The organism is Paenibacillus sp. FSL L8-0641 (assembly GCF_038006265.1).
Taxonomy (GTDB): domain Bacteria; phylum Bacillota; class Bacilli; order Paenibacillales; family Paenibacillaceae; genus Paenibacillus; species Paenibacillus polymyxa_D.
In genome coordinates this window covers 4,588,245-4,609,974 of sequence record NZ_JBBOUW010000001.1, presented here as the reverse complement: position 1 = coordinate 4,609,974, position 21,730 = coordinate 4,588,245, and the positions used below count along the sequence as shown (strand labels likewise).

Below are 21,730 nucleotides of genomic sequence, written 5' to 3'. Positions count from 1 at the left end.
GGTTATTGGTACCAAACAATGGCTTATAAAATAATGAAAAAGAACACAGCCGCCAGCACGAAGCGGTAAATGGCGAACGTAGTCAGACTCAAGCGTTTGAGCAGACCGAGGAATGTTTTGATCGCCAGCATCCCGACGATAAAGGAAGTAATAAAGCCTGCTGCGAACACCGGAAAATCACTCATAGACAGATGATCCATACTTTTAATCATATCAATACCCGATGCACCCAGCATGACCGGAACCGATACGAGGAATGTAAATTCCGCGGCTGCCGTATGACTTACACGTGCGAATAGGCCCCCAGACATGGTTGAGCCTGAACGGGAGAAGCCTGGCCATAGAGCTAGGACTTGGAACAGACCGATGGTAAAAGCCTGTTTGTACGTGATCTCATCCAACGTATGTGATCTAATGGGCGGATGAAATTTCTCGGCCGCAATCATCAACAGGCCTCCGATGACCAAACTATAGAGAACCGTTTCAGGACCAAACAGGTATTGCTTAATTACATCACGGAACAGTACGCCAATTAGCCCAGCTGGGATCATGGCTAAAATAATATGTAGCAGGTTTAGACGTGGCTGACTCGAGATTTTGCGTCTGAAATCAAACAGGCTCAGGAATCTGCGCCAGTATAATACGACGACTGCCAGCACAGCACCTAATTGCACGATAACCTCAAACGTTTTGACCGTATCATTCTCTGTGTTTAATCCTAGAAGATCAGCCGTGAGGATCATGTGACCCGTCGAAGAGACCGGCAAAAACTCTGTCAGCCCTTCAATAATTCCCATAATAATAGAAGATAAAATATCCACTTTACTAGCTCCTCCTTACACGCGTGCAGGGCAAACGACCTAAGCCGTTTGCCCTGGAGATATGTCATTTCAGTAGGAGTGAACACAAGTGTCAAGTGCAAAGATAAACGCTCAGGTCACACGGTTCATTCCCGGGAAGAAGTGTCCGATTCTGCTTCCAATTCAGATGCGGGGGATGTGTAGTGTAAAATAATCTCCACCCGACGAATACGATTTTTACCCATTTCACGAATGATAAATTTCACATCTTCTTCTATGAATTCCTTGCCCTGTCTAGGTTCCGGAACCCGGCTATACACCCACCCTCCGACAGTATCCACGTCTTCATCGTCCAATGTCAAGCCAGTCAGATCACTCAGATCGGAAAGCATCACTTTACCATCCATCAAATAACTGTTCTCCGTCAGTTTCTCGATTTCCTTCCGTTCATCCTTATCAAATTCGTCCCGAATTTCGCCAACAATCTCCTCCAAAATGTCCTCGATGGTAATGAGACCGGAGGTTCCACCGTATTCATCGACCAGGAGAGCGATATGAACCTGCTCCTTCTGCATACGTTTCAGCAGTGTGTTGACGGGGATAACTTCCGGAACGGTCAAGATCGGTTGAATCAGGCTGTCGAAAACAAGCTCGGGATTGCGATCATACTCAAGGAATAGCTGTTTGGTATTAATCATACCAATGATCTGATCCTTGCTATCTGTCGCCACCGGAAAACGGGTATACTGCTCTTCGTGAATAGTCAGCATGTTTTCTTTTAGCGAGCGATTCGTAAACAAGCATACCATATCTGTACGTGGCACCATAATTTCTTTGGCAACGGTCTCGTCAAAAGCAAAGATACGATTTACGTAGCCATATTCGGTGTTATTGATCTTACCACTTTCCACGCTTTCGGACAAAATGATCTGAATTTCTTCCTGAGAGTGCGCTTCTTCATGCTCACTAGCCGGTTGAAGACCAAACAGACGAACCAGACGATTGGCCGAGCCGTTAAGGAGCCAAATAAACGGATACATAATCCGGTTAAACCACACGATGACTGGAGAGGTTAACAAACTGACAGCTTCCGCTTTGCGGATCGCCAATGTTTTGGGAGCCAGTTCGCCGATCACCACGTGCAGGTAAGTTACAATGACGAATGAAATAATAAAGGCCAGGATATGTGAAAAATCCCCATTGATGTTGAGCTGTTGAAAGAGAGGCTCCAGCAATTTGACTACGGTCGGTTCACCGAGCCAGCCGAGTCCCAACGCTGTAATCGTAATACCAAGCTGACAGGCGGACAGGTAGCCGTCCAGATTATTGACGACCTTTTGTAGCGCCAGTGCGTTTTTACGGTTCTCCACAACCAGCTGATCGACCCGGCTGGAACGGATTTTAATAATCGCAAACTCGGTAGCCACGAAGAAAGCACTAAATAAAATCAACACCGCAAACAAAAATAGACTGACACCTATACCCATATAATTTTCACTCATCCCTTTTTCGTTCAATTTTTTTAAGGAACTCCATTTTAAGTTCACTTGAACTTATTTTAAGAACTTAAAAGAAAATATACAAGGTTCATATGGAATCGTAGCAGGTCGCCTACCTCCAATTTACACAGAAAATAAGGCATAATAGAACCCGCACGTCTCATTGCTTCACTTTACAAGCCTAGTTTGAGGGCGTATGATGAGTTCAAATGAACTTGAAATGTAATAAAGGGAGGAAAGCAGATGGAGTCTTTTACCCTTACTCGTCGTGATATGGCCCATTTGCTGCTGGCCATGGAAGGTCGCCGCGAATTGCAGCCTTTGGCCGTTCTGCAGGACGCCTGGAGGCGCACTCATAGCCATCTCGCCCGCTCCGGGAGCGCGATGCCGACATTTTTATACACCGATGTGACACCTGTGCTAGATAAAATCATCAAGGGTAAGCACAGCGCAGCCTTTTCGCTGCAAGAGATTGTTTCCCTGGGACAACTAGTCGAGTACAGCCATGTGTCACTAGCATCTATGCAAAATTGGGTCAAACGCGACTTCAAGGAATTTCTCGGCGCTCCGAAGATCGGCAAAAAATACTCGGTCAACCAGGCAGCTATATTGCTCATTGTAGAAGATTTAAAATCATGTCTTGATTTTGAATCCATTCGTCAGCTATTTCATATCCTGTTCCAACAGCCCGAAGATGATACGGACGATCTGATTCAGCCGGTCGATTTGTACGCTGCCTACTCAACTTTGTTTGAGGAGCTGGATGCGAACGGAGACCAACTGCTCGATGTTGCTGGTGCAGGCTATGTAAAGGATAACGGAGATTCCGTTACAGTACAGCAGCGTCAGGAAGGTGCGACAGAGGAGTTGCTGGTTCAGGCGGCTGATCAATACACCAGTCGTTTACAGCATTTGACCCCTAACCAGTGTGAAGCAGTGCGTAATACTTTGCTGGTGGCAGCAGTAGCGGTGCAAAATAGTTATTTTTTGTCCATGGCACGTCGGTATGTGAATGCGACGTTGTTTCTGGACTTCCAAGGGTAAATAAGGATTGGCACTAGAAGCCAATCCTATTTTTTTACTCTTTTTAGAGGATTGTCTACCCTTTTGGAGACTGAAAAAGTATACAAAAGAGGTATATACACTAAAACGCTGTCAAAGATACAATAAACATATATAATCCAGCAATTGGAAAAACTTTGAATATCTCTTCCAAAGCATCTGGATACACACACAGGAGGTAATGGCATGTCCGATGTCTCCATCATCATTTGTACCCGCAACCGGATCGAAGACCTGACACGCTGTATACAATCTATTGCAGTACAGCAGCAATTGGAGCATACGGCTGTAGAACTGCTGATTGTTGATGACGGCGATATTTCCGACCAACAGATCGAGCAGTACCGTCACATGGTATCCGGATTGCCTCAAAGCGTTTTGAAATATTATAAAAAAAGTCGTCCCGGCGTTTGGTTATCTCGCTATGAGGCCTTGTCCCTTGTGCGGTATGATATTGTGCTGTATTTTGACGACGATGCAGAACTGGACGATAAACTCTATATCCGGCGCTTGCTCGATACCTATGATCAGGATAAAACGATTGTGGGTGTTGGAGGGATTGCAAAGGGATTACATTCGAGCCGGGCAGGAAAGCTGCTGGGCGTTTTGACATTTCAGATGTCTTCATCCCTCGGCAAGCTCTCGCCTAGTAGTCTGGCAGGTTCTTTGCTGCGATGGGGCGAAGCAACAGAGGTTTTCGATACAGAATTTTTCCATGGCTGCAATATGTCATTTCGGAGGGATGCGCTTCGGGACATGAAGCCGTATCCGTGGATGACCAGTTATGCCGTGGCTGATGATTTGTACATGTGCCAGTTAGCGAGCCGTTACGGCAAATTGGTTATCAATCCTGACTTAACCATTATTCATCATGAATCTCCAAGCTCGCGCGATAAGGCGGGCAAAGTAGCCAAGGCTACAGCGATTAACCACTATTATTTTCTTGCTTTGAAAAAGGCTGGAGTGATTCAGTATGGAGCCCTTTTATGGACCTTATCCTACTTGATGCTCAAAGAAACGCTGCGTCGCAATTTTAATGCCGCAGATGGATACAAGCAGGGGGTGTTGTTCATTCTGAACCCGCGCAAGCAAAAATATAACGAATATTTAGGCCCGGCGGTTCAGTAATCTGTTTTTTTACACATTGACAGGATAAAGGGGGAGTATGATGTTAAGCTTGTCCATTGCTCTGTGCACCCGAAATCGGGTTGACGATCTGACCCGATGCATCAATTCAATTGCCATTGGGGGAGCACCGGAGGCATGTGAAACCGAGCTATGGATTATTGACGACGGAGAACTGCCGAAGCATGTGCTGGAACGCTATGAGCGTCAGTTGGGCGGAGCGGGAATTACCTACCGATATCATCGTAAGGAGCAGCCGGGATTATGGTTATCTCGTGTAAAGACAGCTGAACTTGCGCAGGGTGACATTATTTTGTTCCTTGACGATGATGTTGAGTTGCCGAGCAACTATTTAAATGAGTTGATGCGTACCTATGAGGTTTACCCGCAGGCTGCTGGTGTCGGCGGTATTGCACAGGGAATGAGTAACAGCTTCATGGGAACGATTCGATGCTTGCTGTCATTCCAGCAGTCTTTGTCCAAAGGGAGGTTGTCCCTCAGCGGTCAGTCCGGCTCGATGTATAACTGGCATAAGGCCAAGAAGACGTTTAGAACCCAGTTTTTTCATGGCTGTAATATGTCATTTCGCCGTGAGGCGATTCGCAGTCTAGAGCCGGTACCTTGGTTGCAAAGCTATAGCGTAGGCGAGGATTTATTACTTTCGCGCATCGCGATGAAAAGCGGTCCGTTATACATTAACCCGGCGCTTACGCTACTTCATCACGAATCGCCGTCCTCACGCGACAATATGGAGCAGGTTACTTATATGCGGGTGATGAATCATATTCATCTACTGCGTGAAGAGGGATCTGGACCGATTGGTTATGCAGCACTATATTGGACGACGTTGTATCAGATTTTGAGAGAAAAGCCCAAGAAAAATCATACTGCCATTCAAGGCTATAGAAGAGCGTTGAAAGCGATCTTTTCAAGTCCGAAGGAGCCTGTTGGTGGGGGACAGTTGCCTGAACGCAATTCCAAAAAAACGGTAGGCTGATGGAGGTGCGTCAAAAGACGCGATGCGAGCATAGAGACGAGAGGCTTAATAAGGAACAGGAGTTGGACGTAACATGAGCACTTGGACAGCAGCAAGGAAAGTATTCACGGGTGACAGTCTCGCCAAAACGATCATGCGCACGAGCTTTAACAATTTTTTTGTGCTAATCGTTACGACCCTGACTTCCATCCTGACCGCACGTATGCTCGGAGTAGAGGGGAAAGGAGAACTGGCGGCAGTTCTGTTCTGGCCTACGCTGATCGGCAGTGTGTTGAGCTTCGGGTTACCAACGTCGTTAATTTATAACATCAAGAAGAAAACAGGCACGACGGAAGAATTGCTGGCGTTGTCGCTCTGGATTCAGTTGCCTGCCAGCTTGTTGGCAGGAGCGGTGGCCTGGATATGCATGCCGCTGTGGCTGAATGGTTATGGTGCGGACATCATCCAACTGTCCCAGCTTTATTGTGCGGCAGCCATACCGCTGGCAGTGCTTACAGCGCTGACGACAGCATTGTCGCAAGGGCTGGATCGATTTAGCGTATATAATGGTCTGTTGTTTTACTACCCCCTACTGAATTTCATCGGTCTGGTGACACTGTGGCTGATGGGCTTGCTCAATGTGCAGCTGGCAGGAGCAGTGAATTTTGCCGCGAGTTTCCTAGCACTAGTGTGGGCGTTCCTCCGTTTGCGCAAGTATATGAATTTGCGTGCTTTCCGCCCATTTACCAGCCGCCAAGTGCTTCGTCCTTATTATAGCTATGGAGCGAGGGTTTACGGGATGGAGCTGATGGGGACGCTGTCCACACAAACGGACAAAATCGTTATTGTGGCGCTGCTATCACCCAAAGCGTTCGGTCTGTACTCTGTCGTCTACGCCTTGTCTCGTGTGTTCAATGTGGTGCAAAATGCCGTCACAAACGTTACCTTTCCCAAGGTGACGGGGATGGAGCACAGCAAGATTGTCGAAACGGTAGGTCGTGCTTTTCGCATCTCTATGGCTGCGATGCTAATCGTCATTGTGCCTGCTCTCTTCATTGGACGATACATGCTGGGTTTGCTGTACGGCCCCGCTTTTCTGGAAGCATCGCTAACGTTCTACCTGCTGTCACTGGAATGTATCATTGGTGGCGGCTCATGGATTCTGGCTTCGGCCTTTAACGCGCTGGGACGTCCGGGACTGGTATTGTTCCGGCAAATTGTAGCCTATGCGATCACCGTTGGTCTATTTTTTATTTGTACACCAATCTTTGGTCTGGACGGCATTGCGATTGCTTTGCTTGTAGGCGCTTGTGTACGGTTGGCGTTCTCACTGTTCTCGTTCCCCATGTTTTTCAATGTTCCGCTATCACGGATCATTTTTGATAAAAGTGATATTACATTTGTCATTCAGACTATACAAAAGAAGCGCAGGAAGGGAGAACTGAAAGATGCCGAATTTGCATCCCATGGCTAAACTGAAAAACAAGCTGAGCGTCATTCTCGACGTAGTCCCCCAAGGTTCGAATATCATTTATGTCGACTATCCCGTCTATAATAACGGTGGGGATGTACTCATCATGAAAGGCACTGAGGCGTTCTTCAAGGATAATGGCATCCGTGTCCGTGCCCGTTATAGCGCCATGGATATTCCCGATCAGCTTCAAATCCCGGGTGACTGGATTATCGTGTGTCACGGCGGCGGCAACTTCGGCGATCTCTATTCAAATCACCAAAATTTGCGGGAACGCATCGTTCGCGATTTCCCTAACCACCGAATTGTGATTATGCCGCAAACGATCCACTTTCAATCTGAACAGAAGGCTAATGAGGTCGCTGCCCTGTTTAATGCTCACCCGGATCTACATATGTTTGTGCGGGATACTCGCTCTTATCAGTGGGCTAAGGACAAGCTGAACCAGTGCAGTATCACACTATGTCCTGATATGGCTCACCAGCTCTGGCCATTGAAGCCGACTACGGAAACGGTGAAGGATGTATTGTATTTCCTGCGGACTGATATTGAAACGGTGGGTGGACAAAAGAAGTTCGATGACGAGGCAGATGCCGCTCACCGTCTGGACTGGGATACTTTGTTCACTCCGCTGGAAGTGAAGGGAATTGTCTATTTCCAGAAGTTTTACCGACTGGATAAGAAAATCGGCGGCCCGTTGCCCACGCGTACATTCTGGTACAAGTACACAGATCATCTCATGAACAAAGCGGTTACCCTGTTCAGCTCTTACCGCGAGGTTCGCACTTCACGGCTGCACGGTCACATTCTGGCCTGTCTGCTTGATATGCCGCACGTTGTCATTGACAACTCCTACGGCAAGAACTCGCAATATTATAATACCTGGACACACCCGAATCCAAAGGCGAAGCTGTTTAGTGAAGCTCCAAGTGCGTTGGAGCAGCCATCTTAATAGTAAGAAAAATTATTTTCAAAAGCCTCCTGATCATTGAAATGATTTAGGAGGCTTTTATATAGAGACAAAATCATTTAATGTGATAAATAATAAAGGCAGTGTATATTTAATGACTTAATCTAAAAGAGTAGGACGCCCCCGTAGAGGTCTTTATTGCGCCAATTTCCCCCCAAAAAAACGTCGCTTTATTTTGACAATTCATTTCATGAATAGATATAATTTATGGGATAAAACTTGCAGAAAACCGGGAAATCCCACAGTTTTTGCACCGCATCACATATTACATGGCAGTACATCACATGAAAATATATTTATTTTAATGAATCGAGGCTGACGAATGAGTAATCAATCGATGGACATGCTTCTCACGAAGGATATCGTGCGTGAAGGGGAGTCTATTTTGCGTACGAAGGTTGATCCGGTATGCTTGCCACTATCTGAAGAGGATCTTCAACAGATGCAATGGATGCTGGATTATCTGAAAAATAGCCAAAATGAAGAGCTGGCTACCCGCTATGAACTGCGCCCGGGTGTGGGGTTATCTGCAAACCAGGTAGGTTTGAACAAAAGAATGTGCGCTATTTATTATGAAGATGGAGACAAAACGGTAGAGTATGCGTTGTTTAATCCGAAGTTAGTCAGCCACTCCACGTCCATGATTTATTTGGAGCAGGGTGAGGGGTGCTTGTCGGTAGATCGGTACGTAGCCGGATATGTACCGCGTTACGAAAAAATTCGTATTAAGGCCACTTTACCAGACGGAACACAGGAGCTATTGACGTTCAAAGGTTATGCAGCGATTGTTGTACAGCATGAAATGGACCATTTGGATGGTATTATGTTCTATGACCGTATCAACCCGGAAGATCCGCACAAGCTACCGCAGGGAGTGCATATCGAACCTTTTGTACGTAAATAGTTTAGGAATCGTAAAGTGTGGTGACTCTGTTCGCCACATTTTTTAAATTTTGCAAAAAATATAGATAAAGAGGTTACGAAGCATTAAACTGGATACATACATATAGGTCGAGATGGAGGATGTGATAAGGCGCAAAAAAATGTAAGCGCTTATTTTGTGGGAGGGATGGCATGAATCGTGGAGTATGGCTTCTGATGAGTAATATGCGTATGCGGAATAAGCTGCTGTTCTCCTACGTACTAATTGTCATGATTCCGGTGCTGGTGGTTGGCGGCTGCGTTACTTTTTATTTGCGAGAGCAGGCATTGAATAGTGCAATTGCCCAGACGGTAAACAATGTGGAAAAGATCAAGAGCCAGACGGCAAATTTACTGCGTGTGCCAACGGATATTTCAAATGGGCTCATGTTCGATAAAAGGCTGAGGGAGATGGCGAACCGACAGTATCCGGGTATGGTAGAGCTGATGAATGCGTACCATCAATACAAGGATTTTAATGAGTATACTCAGCAATATAGAGAAGTTGCTACTATCCGGTTCTATTCGTATAATCCGACGCTTGTCAATAATCTGGAGTTTATTCCAGTGGATTCTAACATTGAGCGGCAGCAGTGGTTCCAGACGGCTTTGCAGGGAACGGCGATTAACTGGTTTTACATTCAGGATAAGGAAGATAACCCGGTTAATCGCCTGAGCCTGGTACGGCAAATTCCATTTCCCGAATACAATACCAAGGGAGTTCTGATGATATCGCTGAGTCAGACCGAGTTGAATCATATGCTGAGCAAGGAGCCTTTTGAAACATTGATTGCAGATCGTAACGGGATTGTGGTCGCAGCTACTCGTCCGCAGTCGGTGGGCCAGACGTTGAGCGATTTACATTTGGGCTTTGACGTCCAGCGTGCGGGTAAGGGAATATATGAAGCGAAAATCAACGGAATGCCCTCCAACATCATCGTGGATGAGCTGCTGCCCGCCTCCAGTGTGAGCGGATTTACGATTATTTCAGTGTTTTCGACGGAGCATATTGTACAGGGAGCCAACCGAATCAGCCTGATTGGTGCTTTATGTGTTCTTGCAGTGCTGGTTATGGCACTGATTCTGATCACCATCATTTCCTGGCTGATTACCAAACGCCTACAGCGGTTGAGCTATGAGCTGGGTAAGGTAGCCGCGGGCGATTTTCATGTGGTATCGAGTGTGGAGGGAAGGGACGAGATCGGGGATTTATCCCGCCGTTTCAACTATATGGTGAGTAGTATTCGCCAACTCATGGCGCAGGTCTATGAGACGAGTGAGCACAACAACAGGCTGGAATTGGCACAAAAGGATATCAAGTTAAAAATGATGGCCAGCCAAATTAATCCACACTTTCTGTTTAATGCATTAGAATCTATTCGAATGAAAGCACATCTGAATGGGGAAGCGGAAATTGCAACGACGGTGCGTTTGCTTGGCAGGCTGATGCGCCGGAATCTGGAGATTGGCAGTGGTAAAACGACGGTACTACAGGAGCTGGATATGGTGCGATCCTATTTGCAAATTCAGCAGTTCAGATTTGGAAATCGCTTGATCTATGAAGTGAATTTGGAAGAAGATGCGACGGACATGTCGATTCCTCCCTTAATCATACAACCGCTGGTGGAAAATGCGGTCATTCATGGACTGGAAAATAAGGAAGAGCCGGTTACCGTGAAGGTAAATATTGCAATAGAACAAAGAAAGTTGAAAATTAAAGTAGAAGATGACGGGATCGGCATGGAAGCTGGGCAACTGACCCGTCTGCTAGCTCGGATCAGGGGGACGGATGAGCCAGAAGGGAGCAGTATTGGCCTGCGTAATGTACATCAACGTCTGACATTGATGTATGGTGAACGTTATGGATTGCATATTGAAAGCGCATTACAAGTAGGAACAACCGTATACTTTTCCATACCAAGGGAGGAAGAGTCGAATGTATAAAGCAATGATTGTAGATGACGAGCCAGCGATTCGTGAAGGATTGTCCTCCATTATTGACTGGGGGGATTGTGGCTTCCGTATTGTCGATACGGCAGGGAATGGACGCGAGGCTCTGGATAAGTTCGGAGAGCATCGGCCGGAGCTAGTCATTGTAGATATTCGTATGCCCGGGATGAGTGGACTGGAGGTTATACGTAGCATACGTGAAAAGAACGGGGAGCCGTATCATTTTCTCATTTTAAGCGGATATGCAGACTTTGATTATGCACGGCAAGCCATGGGCTTCGGAGTAGATGGCTATCTACTGAAGCCAGTTGATGAGGAAGAAATGACGACAGAGTTGAAGCGGGTACGGCAAAACATTGAGGATGAGAAAGAAGTCGGCAAATGGGGAAGTCCGCCTTCTCATGAGCGTAATTGGATCGAAGCTCTATTGTTTCCGGTTCATCGAGAGTATACTCGTAATGCTGTAGAAAGCAGCGATTCTCTGCACAGAGCATCCAAGCAGGCTGAACATCAAAGCGGTAACGGAAAACATGGACAACAGCCAGCGTTACCAGCATTGGACTGGAGTAGCTATCAGATTATTCTGATAGATTTACGTATACCTGACTGGGATCGGCAAGCCCGGCAGTCGGCAGCAAAGCAGCGACTAACAGAAATGTGCCATGAGCAAGGCAGAGGTATCGTGTTTGAGGCTGGAATATATGTGGGTCTTTTGCTTCCCGCCACGTTAAAAACGGAGAGAGATGCTGTTCAGTTACTGGCTGTTTGGCGACAGGACCTAAAGCCGTGGGCAACGGAAATTTATGCGGCTGCCGGTGATCCTGTAGCCATTCTTAACGACATTCCCAGATCTTTTGAGCAGGCACTGCGATTATTGGAGCGTACGTTTTTGTTCCGGGCAGAAAGAGTCATGCTTCCTGGAGACCTACACGAATTGGAGACAGTCGAGACTGAAATGAGTGGAGCGTCTGATAGTGCCACAGATGATCCCATACGTTATGCAGAAAAGCTGTACTATGCGCTAGATATGGCTAATAGTGAAGCTGCAACCCGTGTCATTAAGGAAATGGAAGTCCAATTTCCGCGGATTTATCGCACAGAATCCGCAATCAAGGCGGCATTCGCCCAAACATTCACACTGGCGTTGAACAAGTATGCAGCCGGACAGGATCACAGTCGAACCGTGCTGGAGGAGCACTCCAGCTTTATAACCGATGTATATGCTTATTCCACATTGGGCGAGCTGGTGGATCACTCGCTGGAGCATGTGTTGCAATGGATTGGACAGACTGATCCCGGTGGCAAGGACATCATCATGAAACAAATGATTGACTTTATTCATAGTCATTATGATGAAAATTTGCGATTGGAGTTACTGGCAGATATGTTTAATTACAATAGTGGCTATTTGGGCAAATTGTTCAAAAGTCATACTGGCGAGGCCTTTAATGCCTACCTGGATAAGGTGAGGATTGAGCGAGCAAGGGAGTTGCTTGCACAAGGAATTAAGGTACACCAGGTGGCGGAACGCGTAGGGTATGCGAACGCAGATTATTTTCATAGTAAATTTAAAAAGTATGCTGGAATGTCACCTTCCTCCTATCGAAATCGGGTTCAAAAGAACGGAGGAACAGATGGCTGTTGATAGAATCCTAGGTATAACGCTATGAAGTCTCTCTTGCAGATGTCGGAGGTACAACCTCCGAACGAAGAGAGGCTTTTTTTGCATGATGAAAAAAAGATAGATCAATAGGAAATGTCACATTTATTATGGGATTTAGGCTGTTTTCATCAAATCGCCATCGTTATGACACAGCTTTGACACGATGTTCACATTTTCGATTCTATTTCATTTAAATTTATTCTATATAATGGGGATAATCTGAAGCCGGATCATGACACCATGGTGAAGGTAGTTGAGTGAGTCATTTTCTAAAAGGTGACCGCTGCATATGTAAGAATGTGAATACTGTCACAAATGTAGAAGACTTCAGATTACAGACACTATAAATCAATGTTAAGAGAAGTACAGGGGGAGGAGCAACATCATGGACGTATTGGATTTGGCACGGTTGCAGTTTGCAACCACAACGATTCTTCACTTTGTTTATGTGCCGATCTCCATTGGATTGTCGTTATTGGTGGCAATTATGGAGACTATGTATGTTATTAAGAAAAATGACTTGTACAAAAAAATGGCTCAATTCTGGGGAACGTTTCTGCTGATTAACTTTGCACTGGGCGTAGTCACCGGGATTTTGCAAGAATTTCAGTTCGGGATGAACTGGTCGGACTTTTCCCGTTTTGTGGGTGATGTATTTGGTACGCCGCTGGCGATTGAAGCGCTGCTTGCATTTTTCCTGGAATCGACCTTTATCGGATTATGGGTATTCGGTTGGGAAAGATTGTCCAAAACGGTCCATTTAATTTGTATGTGGTTGGTATCTATCGGTACGATGTTATCGGCATTGTGGATTCTAGCTGCTAATTCCTTCATGCAGCGTCCAGTAGGCTATGAGATTCAAAATGGACGTGCAGAAATGAAAGATTTTGCTGCTCTGCTAACGAATGAACAACTGTTATGGGAATTCCCACATACATTGTTTGCTGCTTTTGCGACAGGAGCATTTCTGATCGCGGGTATCAGTGCATGGAAGCTGATGCACAAAAAGAATATGGACTTTTTTAAACCTTCTTTTAAATTGAGTATTATTGTTGCCTTAATCAGTGCCATTGCTATTCCTTTGTTTGGTCATGGACAGGCTCAATATTTGGTGAAAACACAACCGATGAAGATGGCTGCCAGTGAGGGATTATGGGAGAACAGTGGTGACCCCGCTCCTTGGACCGTTATCGCATGGATTGATCCTGGAAACAAGGGAAATACCTTTGAGATTAAAGTTCCTTTTGCTTTGAGTTTTCTATCCTATAGTAAATTTACCGGCTCTGTGCCTGGTATGAATGAGCTGCAAGCCCAATATGAAAAAACGTATGGTCCGGGCGATTATATCCCGCCAGTACGTACCACGTTTTGGAGCTTCCGCATTATGATTGCGGCTGGATGTGGCATGATTGCACTCGCCTTATACGGGGCTTACCTGACGTTCCGTAAAAAGCTGGAAGGTTCACATCGCTGGTTCTTCCGTCTGATGATATGGGGGATATCCCTTCCATTCATTGGGAATACTTCAGGTTGGATCATGACTGAAATAGGTCGCCAACCGTGGACGGTATTTGGTTTGCTTCAAACGAAAGATTCTGTTTCGCCTACCGTTGTGGCAGGAGAAGTGCTATTCTCGTTCATCTCATTTACTACATTGTATTTAATTTTAACAGGTGTGCTGGCGTTTCTGTTTTACCGTACGGCTCGTAAAGGTCCAGATATTGAGCCACATCAGCAAACGGTAATTCATGATCCTTTTGCTCAAGGGGGTGACACCATTGTCGCTAAATGATTTATGGTTCTTATTGATCGCTGTGCTGTTTACCGGCTTCTTTTTTCTGGAGGGCTTTGATTTTGGCGTAGGAATGGCCACAGGATTGGTGCCGCGTAACGACCAACAAAAACGTTTGATGATCAATACGATTGGTCCATTCTGGGATGCCAACGAAGTGTGGCTGATTACAGCAGCAGGTGCAATGTTTGCCGCTTTTCCGCATTTTTATGCGACTATGTTCAGCGGATATTATCTCGTATTTGTGTTTATTTTGCTAGGTTTGATCTTGCGTGGAGTTTCTTTTGAGTTCCGCGGAAAGGCTGAAGGAAAATGGTGGACAGGAACGTGGGATGCCTGCATTCTGATTGGCAGCTTTCTACCGCCGATGCTGTTCGGTATGGCTTTTGCGGCTTTGGTGAAAGGTGTACCTATTCAGCAAAACATGGATTTGAAAGCTGGATTTTCCGATGTATTCAATGGATATACCGTATGGATTGGACTGACAGTGGTCGGAATGTGCCTAATGCACGGACTGACGTTTATTTCTCTGCGGACGATTGGAGAAGTACGGGATCGTGCTCGCGTGATGGCATCCAAATTTCTTCCGGTATTGGGCATTTTACTTGCGGGCATGGTGGTATGGACTTATTTTGCAACGGATTTATTTGCGCGTCGCGGTCCCTTTATGTATGCTGCGGTAGCAGTCGGAATTGTCGCCTATGTGCTGACGTGGTACTTCCTGAAGCAGCGCCGTGAAGGATGGGCCTTCGGGATGACAGGTGCAGTGATTTTGCTGACCTTCGTTTCGTTATTCGTCGGTTTGTTCCCAAGATTTATGGTGAGCTCGATTAACAGTGCTTTTGATTTGACGATTTATAATGCAAGCTCCAGTCATTACACCCTGAAAGCCATGACGATTGTTGCAGCAACGCTTTTACCCTTTGTGCTGGCTTATCAGGCGTGGAGCTATTTTGTTTTCCATAAGCGTCTCAGTGAGAAGGATCATTTGGAATACTAATGGATAAGGCATGGTTTGAATTAAAGGGCATTCGGCCAGTGATGCTGCTACTGGCTGCCCTTTCCCTGCTCCAGGGGGCCGCGGTGATTGCACAAGCAGTCTTCTTGGCAAAGGCTGTTACGATTTTGTTTGAACAAAATCCGCTGGTGATGGCTTGGCCGTCGCTGGCGTTGTTTTTCGCTGCTTTTGCAACGAGGCATACGGCGATCTGGCTGCAACGCCGGACAGCAGGCCGTTTTGCTGAAGCTTCAGGCGCTTCCTTACGGGAGCGTCTGCTTGCACGTTTGTTCGAACGGGGGCCGGGTTTTGCAGCGCAGGAAGGTAGCGGCAAGTTGGTGACGCTGGCGCTGGACGGCATGGATCGTTTTCGCACGTATTTGGAACTGTCCATTCCTCGAATGATTGACATGATGGCTGTCACTATACTTGTACTTGTGTATGTTTTCACATTGGATGTCATTTCAGGTGTGATTTTGACGACTACGATGCCGATCCTGGTAGGCTTCTTTATTTTGCTCGGCTTGGCAGCGCGGAAGCAGGCAGACAAGCAGTGGCGTTCCTATCGTCTGTTATCTCATCATTTCACGGATTCGCTGCGTGGACTTCAGACACTAAGGTTTTTGGGTCGTAGCCAAGAGCATGGGGAAACGGTTGGGAAGGTCAGCGACCAATACCGCACGGCAACAATGCGCACGCTGCGGGTAGCGTTTCTTTCCTCATTTGCCCTCGATTTTTTTAGTATGCTATCGGTCGCTTTTGTTGCGGTAGGCTTGGGTTTGCGCCTGATTAGTGGCTCGGTGGGTTTGGAGGCAGCGCTTGCGGTGCTTATTCTGGCCCCAGAATATTTTATGCCCATACGCCAGTTGGGATCAGACTATCATGCTTCACTGGATGGTAAGGAGGCTTGGGGAGCAATCCGCTCCATTCTCAGTAAAGAAGATGACGCGACCGAGCCGAATAAACAGGCAGCTAACGATAAAGGATTGGACATCACGGGACAGGACATTCTTGAGCTGTCCGATGTGTGCCTCCTTAATGAAGACGGTTCGGCTCGGCTTGAACATGTGTCTGCCAATGTTGAACCGCACATGAACATGATCGGCATCGTTGGAGCTAGCGGTGCAGGTAAAACGACGCTGCTTAGCCTGCTTGGCGGTTTTGCTGATCCCACTTCGGGCGAACTGCTCCTGAATGGATGCAGATTGGCTGGGGATGCAAAAGCTGAATGGCAACGGCATATTGCGTATATTCCACAGCATTCATACCTGTTTAGCGCTTCTCTGGCAGATAATATTCGTTTTTATGAACCGGAGGCATCCAACCAGCAGGTGGAGTGGGCGGTTGACGCGGTTGGACTGCGTGAACTGGTAGACGGTCTTCCGGGTGGAATGAATGAGTCCATTGGTGAAGCGGGTAGGACGTTGAGCGGAGGACAGGCGCAGCGGATTGCATTGGCGCGGGCGTTGCTCAGTAACCGTCCGGTCATTTTATTGGATGAGCCTACGGCGCATCTGGATATTGAGACAGAGTGGGAGCTAAAACAGACGATTTTATCGGTTTTGAAACACAAAAGAGTGTTTCTTGCCACCCACCGGCTACATTGGATGCCAGATATGGACTGTGTCTGGATGATGAATCAAGGTCGTCTGGAAGAAGTAGGTTCCCATCAGCAATTGATTGCCCGTAAGGGGGCATATTACCGATTGCTGACGGGGATGTCGGAAGGAGGGAACGGACGATATGAGAGTAACGGATAATAGCAGACAAGGCTGGTTTGTGACGTATCTGAGACAATATTTTTGGGCCTTTCTGCTAGCTGCTCTTTTGGGCGCGCTGGCCATTGGATGTGCGGGCGCGTTGCTTTTTACGTCCGGTCATCTGATTACCCGTTCGGCCTTAAAACCGGAAAATATATTAATGGTGTACGTTCCAATTGTGCTTGTGCGAACATTTGGTTTTAGTAAAGCGGTTATTCAGTACCTGGAACGCTTGGTAGGACATGATGCCGCACTGCGTCTGGTGTCCCGTATGCGGGTACGCTTATATCGGGCAGTAGAACCGCAGGCGCTGATGATCCGCAGCAAATTCCGTACAGGGGATTTATTGGGGTTGCTGGCAGAGGATATTGAGCAGCTTCAAAACATCTATCTGAAGCTAGTTCTGCCTGCGCTATCGGCTTTGCTGATTTATGCAGCAGGCATCTCGGCGCTCGGACGGATGGACGGAACCTTTGCCTTGCTTATGGCGCTATATGGAGGATTTTTGCTTTTTATTGCCCCAGCTATCTCACTATGGACCTCACTCGCCAAACGGCGAATGTTCAAGCAGGAACGGAGTAAAGCCTATCAGGACCTGACGGATGCTCTGTTCGGCATGAGTGATCTGGTGCTGAGCGGACGGACTGGGCATTTCCTGAGTACCTTTACACAACGGCACAATAGGGCTGCCGTGATGGAAAATTCACTTCGCCGGGGCGAGTGGCGTTCTCATTGGATCGCACAATGCGTTGTAGGTGGCGGGGTTGTGATTATGACTGTGTGGGCGGGAGGACTGGTAGCACAGAATCGTATAGAAGCCACATGGCTGGCATCCTTTGCCCTTGTGGCTTTTCCGTTGCTGGATGCTTTCGTTCGCGCTGGAGAAGCAGTGGTGCATGCGCCGGAGTATCAGGATTCCCTTCGACGGTTGAAGGATTCGGAGAAAGATACACATACACCTGTGTCATCATCGCTTCCGGTTACTGTGGATGCAGGACACCCAGCAGCAGGCGGCACAGCTGACACTATAGATGAGCAGGCTACCGCTCTGGGATTGGGCCACGGAGGAGACCTGCTGCTGAACAACGTAAGCTACCGCTATGCGGCAACGCAGGAATGGAGCGTGCGTGATATCTCTTTGCACGTACCGCAGGGGGGCAAGGTTGCATTGCTTGGTCGCAGTGGTGCGGGCAAGTCCACGCTACTGAACCTGATTCAGGGAGCATTGCAGCCTGATGAAGGGAGCGTCACTGTCGCAGGGATTCCCGTATACACAGGTGGAGCATACTCCAATCTATTTGCGGTGCTGAACCAGCAGCCGTATTTATTCGATACAACGGTAGCGAACAATATTCGGCTGGGACGACCCGATGCTACGCTGGATGAGGTGCGTGCAGTGACGGAGCAGGTAGGGCTTGGAACTCTAATTGATTCTTTGCCGGAGGGCTACGATACCCGAATGCATGAGACGGGCCTTCGTTTTTCCGGTGGAGAAAAACAGCGAATTGCACTGGCGCGGATTTTGCTGCAAAATCACCCGATTGTTTTGCTGGATGAGCCGACAGTGGGGCTTGACCCGCTGACAGAGCATGAGCTCATGCAGACGATGTTTCGTGTGCTGAAGGGCAAAACATTGATCTGGATCACGCATCATCTCACAGGAATGGAGCATATGGACGAGGTGATCTTTATGGAGCAGGGCACCATTTCCATGCGCGGCAGTCATGAGCAGCTGTGGCAGGAGCAGTCTCGTTACCGTAATCTGTATGAGCTGGATCATCCGAGCCTGTGAAATGAGGTATTTAAAATTTTGATTAACTTTTATATACTGGTTAGAGTTGATGCGTCACATGCAGACATTCAACTGGAGAGGCTGATATGAATGAAAACACTAATCTCTAAGCATTGGCATTTGATGCTGATTGGTTTTGTAGCCCTGAGCATGGGCGGGTTTGTCTTGTTTTATTTTCAGGGGAGCGTGTCGTCGTTTCCGGCCATTCAACCTAAACAAGCTCAGGAAGAGCCAGACAAAACTAAATATGAGATTGTTACAGTGGGTGTAAAAGGGGACGGTTTCTATCCTAAAAATATTGAAGTGAAAGCCGGCGTTCCAACCAAAATCAATTTCAAGAAAATGACATCCTTCACTTGCATTGATGAAGTGCAGTCGTTGAAGATCGGAATGGACGTTTACCTGGATCACGAAAATAATTATTTTACCGTCCAGGACTTGAAACCAGGCGTATATGAGTACAATTGCGGTATGTACATGTACTACGGGACCATCACAGTAAAATAAATCAAAAAAGCTTTCTGGCACATTGATGCCAGAAAGCTTTTTTTCCTTCAATCAATTAGGTTAATTGCGACAGTATGTGTATATATATCATCATCCACCTGTGCTGCAAGCACTATCCTTTACCTCTAATCAGCTTACATTGCTGATCTTTTGTTTTTTACAAGACTTCTTTCAGGGAATTTACATTAGAACGGAACAGGCGGAATGTGCTGGACAAGCGAAGCGGTCGCCTTAAAGCTTTCTGCAGGAAAGTTCGCATCGCAAGCATAAACTGTCCCCGGCTTTCTACCTTTGTGTGCTTATTCAAGAAATCCGGGGACAACAGCGATGGGAAGCACCATCCGCATGCGTAGTGGCACGAATGTAATTTTTTTCATCCCATATATCTAATTTTGAACTGATTTTTCTCCTAATTCGTCGGGTATCCGCTTCCAAGCCAGCAAAGTATGATAATAGTATCTAGAGATGAGGAGGAGCTTGTTATGGGATCTTCAACTGAAACCGCTTCCAACAATAGTGCTTTGATTCCTGAATCCAATAGGGGAAGACCACGCAAGGCTCGCGGCCCGAAGCCTGACCGTGGTAAAAAAGGCTTGTGGGACAGTGTGAAGCAGCAAAAGTATCTTTATTTTATGTCCATTCCTTTCGTCATATGGGTGTTTGTTTTCAGCTATCTTCCGCTTTGGGGCTGGACGATGGCGTTTCAAAATTATAAGCCAGCCAAATCTTTTACGGACCAGAAATGGGTAGGGCTGGATAACTTTATTGAGCTATTTCAGGATGAACGATTTTATCTGGTATTACGCAATACGCTAGCGATGAGCCTGATGGGGATTGTATTTGGTTTTGTCGTACCGATCTTCTTTGCAATTCTGTTAAATGAGCTGCGTGGTATGCTGTTCAAACGGTTTGTGCAGACAATATCCTACCTCCCGCATTTTGTATCCTGGGTAGTTGTGGCCGGCTTGGTCACCAAGATGCTGTCCATTGACGGAGGCATTGTCAACGATGTATTGGTAGCGCTTCATATTGTGGATGAACCGATTCAGTTCATGGCAAAGGGGAGCTGGTTCTGGTATATTGTAACCGCTTCCGACATATGGAAGGAGACAGGTTGGAATACGATTATTTATTTAGCTGCAATCACCGGAATTGATCAAGAACAGTATGAAGCATCGCGCGTGGATGGAGCGAGTCGTTGGAGACAGATGTGGCATATTACACTGCCGGGTATCCGCTCGACGATTGCCATTCTGTTCATTATGGCGATTGGACATCTGGTGAGCAACGGTTTTGAAAAGCAGTTCTTGCTTGGCAATAGTCTTGTGACGGATTATTCCGAGGTGCTGGATCTGTACGCGCTCAATTACGGGATTAATTTGGGTCGCTTCTCTTACGGGACGGCAATTGGTATTTTCAACTCGCTGGTTAGCATTCTGCTGTTGTTTACGGCGAACGGTATATTCAAAAAACTGACCAAAGAAAGCATCATGTAGGGAGGGAGAAGCGAAATGACGAATAAGGCATTTAATGCTACCCGGTCTGAGAAGCTGTTTGACCTATTTAACTATATCCTCATGGCTCTGATCGTGGTGTTGACGCTGTACCCGTTTCTGAACGTACTTGCGATTTCCCTGAACAATTCAACGGACACGGTTCGTGGTGGTATTTATATATGGCCCCGCCAATTTACGCTCGAAAATTACAAAACGATTTTCCAGTACGATGGCCTTCTTCAGGGACTGCAAATATCTATTCTTCGTACTTTGGTCGGGACGGTACTCGGATTGATCTGCGCATCTATGCTTGCTTTTACATTGAGTCGGGTCGAGTTTCGTGCTCGTAAGTTTATTTCTACGTTTTTGGCGTTGACGATGTATTTTTCCGGCGGGATGGTGCCCGTGTTTATTTTAATGCGGGATTTGCATCTTCTGGGCTCGTTTTGGGTGTACATTTTTCCAGGCTTAATCAGTGCATTTAACGTGTTTGTCATTCGTTCCTTTATGGATGGTTTGCCGTATGCGTTGCAGGAGTCTGCCAAACTCGATGGAGCGAATGATTTTACGATTTACTGGAGAATTATTTTGCCGCTGTGCAAACCAGTATTGGCAACGATTGCTCTTTTTCTAGCAGTAGGTCAGTGGAATGCTTGGTTTGATACGTATTTATACAACGGTGGGGCGTCGCAATGGACGACGTTACAGTATGAGCTGATGAAAATACTGCAAAGTACGCAGCAAGGCGGCTCCAGTATGACGAATAGCAATGACATGGCTAAACAAATGGCTCAAATTTCACCAGAGTCGATCAAAATGGCAATCACGATTACGGTTACGCTCCCCATCCTGATGGTGTATCCGTTCTTGCAAAAGTATTTTGTAGGCGGTATGACGCTGGGGGCAGTGAAATCATAAAAGCCAGGATTCTGGCAGTAAATAGTAGTTA

General features: G+C 46.8%; 17 protein-coding genes. 15 read left to right on the top strand and 2 right to left on the bottom strand.

Features of this window, described 5'->3' with window-relative positions:
* Window positions 1-23: 23 nt before the first annotated feature.
* Both bacA and MKY16_RS20965 read right to left on the bottom strand, forming a co-directional pair.
* The gene (gene bacA / locus MKY16_RS20970; RefSeq protein ID WP_029519259.1) at window positions 24-821 is read right to left on the bottom strand and encodes an undecaprenyl-diphosphate phosphatase; all 798 of its coding nucleotides are present in this window, start codon (window positions 819-821) and stop codon (window positions 24-26) included.
* Window positions 822-946: 125 nt separating this feature from the next.
* Window positions 947-2,317, bottom strand: a complete 1,371-nt coding sequence (locus tag MKY16_RS20965; RefSeq protein WP_029519258.1) for a hemolysin family protein — start codon at window positions 2,315-2,317, stop codon at window positions 947-949.
* Window positions 2,318-2,542: 225 nt separating this feature from the next.
* On the opposite strand from MKY16_RS20965, the gene MKY16_RS20960 reads away from it, so the two are divergent.
* From MKY16_RS20960 to MKY16_RS20890, 15 genes are all read left to right on the top strand, one after another.
* Window positions 2,543-3,343, top strand: a complete 801-nt coding sequence (locus MKY16_RS20960) for a DUF1836 domain-containing protein (RefSeq protein WP_039273781.1) — start codon at window positions 2,543-2,545, stop codon at window positions 3,341-3,343.
* Between the two features lie 204 nt (window positions 3,344-3,547).
* Window positions 3,548-4,489, top strand: coding sequence for a glycosyltransferase family 2 protein (locus MKY16_RS20955; protein WP_029519255.1), 942 nt, complete (start codon window positions 3,548-3,550; stop codon window positions 4,487-4,489).
* Between the two features lie 40 nt (window positions 4,490-4,529).
* On the top strand, window positions 4,530-5,483 hold the full coding sequence (locus MKY16_RS20950) for a glycosyltransferase family 2 protein (protein WP_340956872.1): 954 nt from the start codon (window positions 4,530-4,532) through the stop codon (window positions 5,481-5,483).
* Window positions 5,484-5,556: 73 nt separating this feature from the next.
* On the top strand, window positions 5,557-6,936 hold the full coding sequence (locus tag MKY16_RS20945) for a lipopolysaccharide biosynthesis protein (protein ID WP_028541812.1): 1,380 nt from the start codon (window positions 5,557-5,559) through the stop codon (window positions 6,934-6,936).
* The gene (locus MKY16_RS20940; RefSeq protein ID WP_029519250.1) at window positions 6,911-7,885 is read left to right on the top strand and encodes a polysaccharide pyruvyl transferase family protein; all 975 of its coding nucleotides are present in this window, start codon (window positions 6,911-6,913) and stop codon (window positions 7,883-7,885) included. The genes MKY16_RS20945 and MKY16_RS20940 overlap by 26 nt, the downstream gene beginning before the upstream one ends.
* Window positions 7,886-8,225: 340 nt before the next feature.
* Window positions 8,226-8,807 carry a peptide deformylase gene (def, locus tag MKY16_RS20935; RefSeq protein WP_023990342.1) on the top strand — a complete coding sequence of 194 codons (582 nt, stop codon included), beginning with the start codon at window positions 8,226-8,228 and terminating at the stop codon, window positions 8,805-8,807.
* A 170-nt stretch (window positions 8,808-8,977) separates the two neighbouring features.
* Complete coding sequence (locus MKY16_RS20930) at window positions 8,978-10,768, top strand: cache domain-containing sensor histidine kinase (RefSeq protein WP_340933203.1); 1,791 nt, start codon at window positions 8,978-8,980, stop codon at window positions 10,766-10,768.
* Window positions 10,761-12,419, top strand: coding sequence for a response regulator transcription factor (locus MKY16_RS20925; RefSeq protein WP_340956870.1), 1,659 nt, complete (start codon window positions 10,761-10,763; stop codon window positions 12,417-12,419). The genes MKY16_RS20930 and MKY16_RS20925 overlap by 8 nt, the downstream gene beginning before the upstream one ends.
* Window positions 12,420-12,822: 403 nt before the next feature.
* Window positions 12,823-14,229: a cytochrome ubiquinol oxidase subunit I gene (locus MKY16_RS20920; protein WP_069011655.1), complete on the top strand. Its 1,407-nt coding sequence runs from the start codon at window positions 12,823-12,825 to the stop codon at window positions 14,227-14,229.
* Window positions 14,216-15,229, top strand: a complete 1,014-nt coding sequence (gene cydB / locus MKY16_RS20915) for a cytochrome d ubiquinol oxidase subunit II (protein WP_080710733.1) — start codon at window positions 14,216-14,218, stop codon at window positions 15,227-15,229. Before MKY16_RS20920 ends, cydB begins: the two co-directional genes overlap by 14 nt.
* Window positions 15,229-16,986 carry a thiol reductant ABC exporter subunit CydD gene (gene cydD, locus MKY16_RS20910; RefSeq protein ID WP_069011656.1) on the top strand — a complete coding sequence of 586 codons (1,758 nt, stop codon included), beginning with the start codon at window positions 15,229-15,231 and terminating at the stop codon, window positions 16,984-16,986. Before cydB ends, cydD begins: the two co-directional genes overlap by 1 nt.
* Window positions 16,970-18,778, top strand: coding sequence for a thiol reductant ABC exporter subunit CydC (gene cydC / locus MKY16_RS20905; protein ID WP_340956863.1), 1,809 nt, complete (start codon window positions 16,970-16,972; stop codon window positions 18,776-18,778). The genes cydD and cydC overlap by 17 nt, the downstream gene beginning before the upstream one ends.
* A gap of 90 nt (window positions 18,779-18,868) precedes the next feature.
* On the top strand, window positions 18,869-19,285 hold the full coding sequence (locus MKY16_RS20900) for a cupredoxin domain-containing protein (RefSeq protein WP_209949899.1): 417 nt from the start codon (window positions 18,869-18,871) through the stop codon (window positions 19,283-19,285).
* Window positions 19,286-19,767: 482 nt separating this feature from the next.
* The gene (locus MKY16_RS20895) at window positions 19,768-20,781 is read left to right on the top strand and encodes an ABC transporter permease (protein WP_029519240.1); all 1,014 of its coding nucleotides are present in this window, start codon (window positions 19,768-19,770) and stop codon (window positions 20,779-20,781) included.
* A 15-nt stretch (window positions 20,782-20,796) separates the two neighbouring features.
* Entirely contained in the window at window positions 20,797-21,699 is a 903-nt protein-coding gene (locus MKY16_RS20890; RefSeq protein ID WP_029519239.1) for a carbohydrate ABC transporter permease, read from the top strand.
* Window positions 21,700-21,730 lie beyond the last annotated feature (31 nt).

Bases quoted from the DNA above. Each gene is read 5' to 3' on its own strand.
- MKY16_RS20895 (WP_029519240.1), top strand. From the start codon at position 19,768: ATGGGATCTTCAACTGAAACCGCTTCCAACAATAGTGCTTTGATTCCT.
- MKY16_RS20930 (WP_340933203.1), top strand. From the start codon at position 8,978: ATGAATCGTGGAGTATGGCTTCTGATGAGTAATATGCGTATGCGGAAT.
- cydD (WP_069011656.1), top strand. From the start codon at position 15,229: ATGGATAAGGCATGGTTTGAATTAAAGGGCATTCGGCCAGTGATGCTG.
- MKY16_RS20890 (WP_029519239.1), top strand. From the start codon at position 20,797: ATGACGAATAAGGCATTTAATGCTACCCGGTCTGAGAAGCTGTTTGAC.
- MKY16_RS20945 (WP_028541812.1), top strand. From the start codon at position 5,557: ATGAGCACTTGGACAGCAGCAAGGAAAGTATTCACGGGTGACAGTCTC.
- MKY16_RS20900 (WP_209949899.1), top strand. From the start codon at position 18,869: ATGAAAACACTAATCTCTAAGCATTGGCATTTGATGCTGATTGGTTTT.
- MKY16_RS20960 (WP_039273781.1), top strand. From the start codon at position 2,543: ATGGAGTCTTTTACCCTTACTCGTCGTGATATGGCCCATTTGCTGCTG.
- MKY16_RS20955 (WP_029519255.1), top strand. From the start codon at position 3,548: ATGTCCGATGTCTCCATCATCATTTGTACCCGCAACCGGATCGAAGAC.
- MKY16_RS20920 (WP_069011655.1), top strand. From the start codon at position 12,823: ATGGACGTATTGGATTTGGCACGGTTGCAGTTTGCAACCACAACGATT.
- MKY16_RS20950 (WP_340956872.1), top strand. From the start codon at position 4,530: ATGTTAAGCTTGTCCATTGCTCTGTGCACCCGAAATCGGGTTGACGAT.
- MKY16_RS20940 (WP_029519250.1), top strand. From the start codon at position 6,911: ATGCCGAATTTGCATCCCATGGCTAAACTGAAAAACAAGCTGAGCGTC.
- def (WP_023990342.1), top strand. From the start codon at position 8,226: ATGAGTAATCAATCGATGGACATGCTTCTCACGAAGGATATCGTGCGT.
- MKY16_RS20925 (WP_340956870.1), top strand. From the start codon at position 10,761: ATGTATAAAGCAATGATTGTAGATGACGAGCCAGCGATTCGTGAAGGA.
- cydC (WP_340956863.1), top strand. From the start codon at position 16,970: ATGAGAGTAACGGATAATAGCAGACAAGGCTGGTTTGTGACGTATCTG.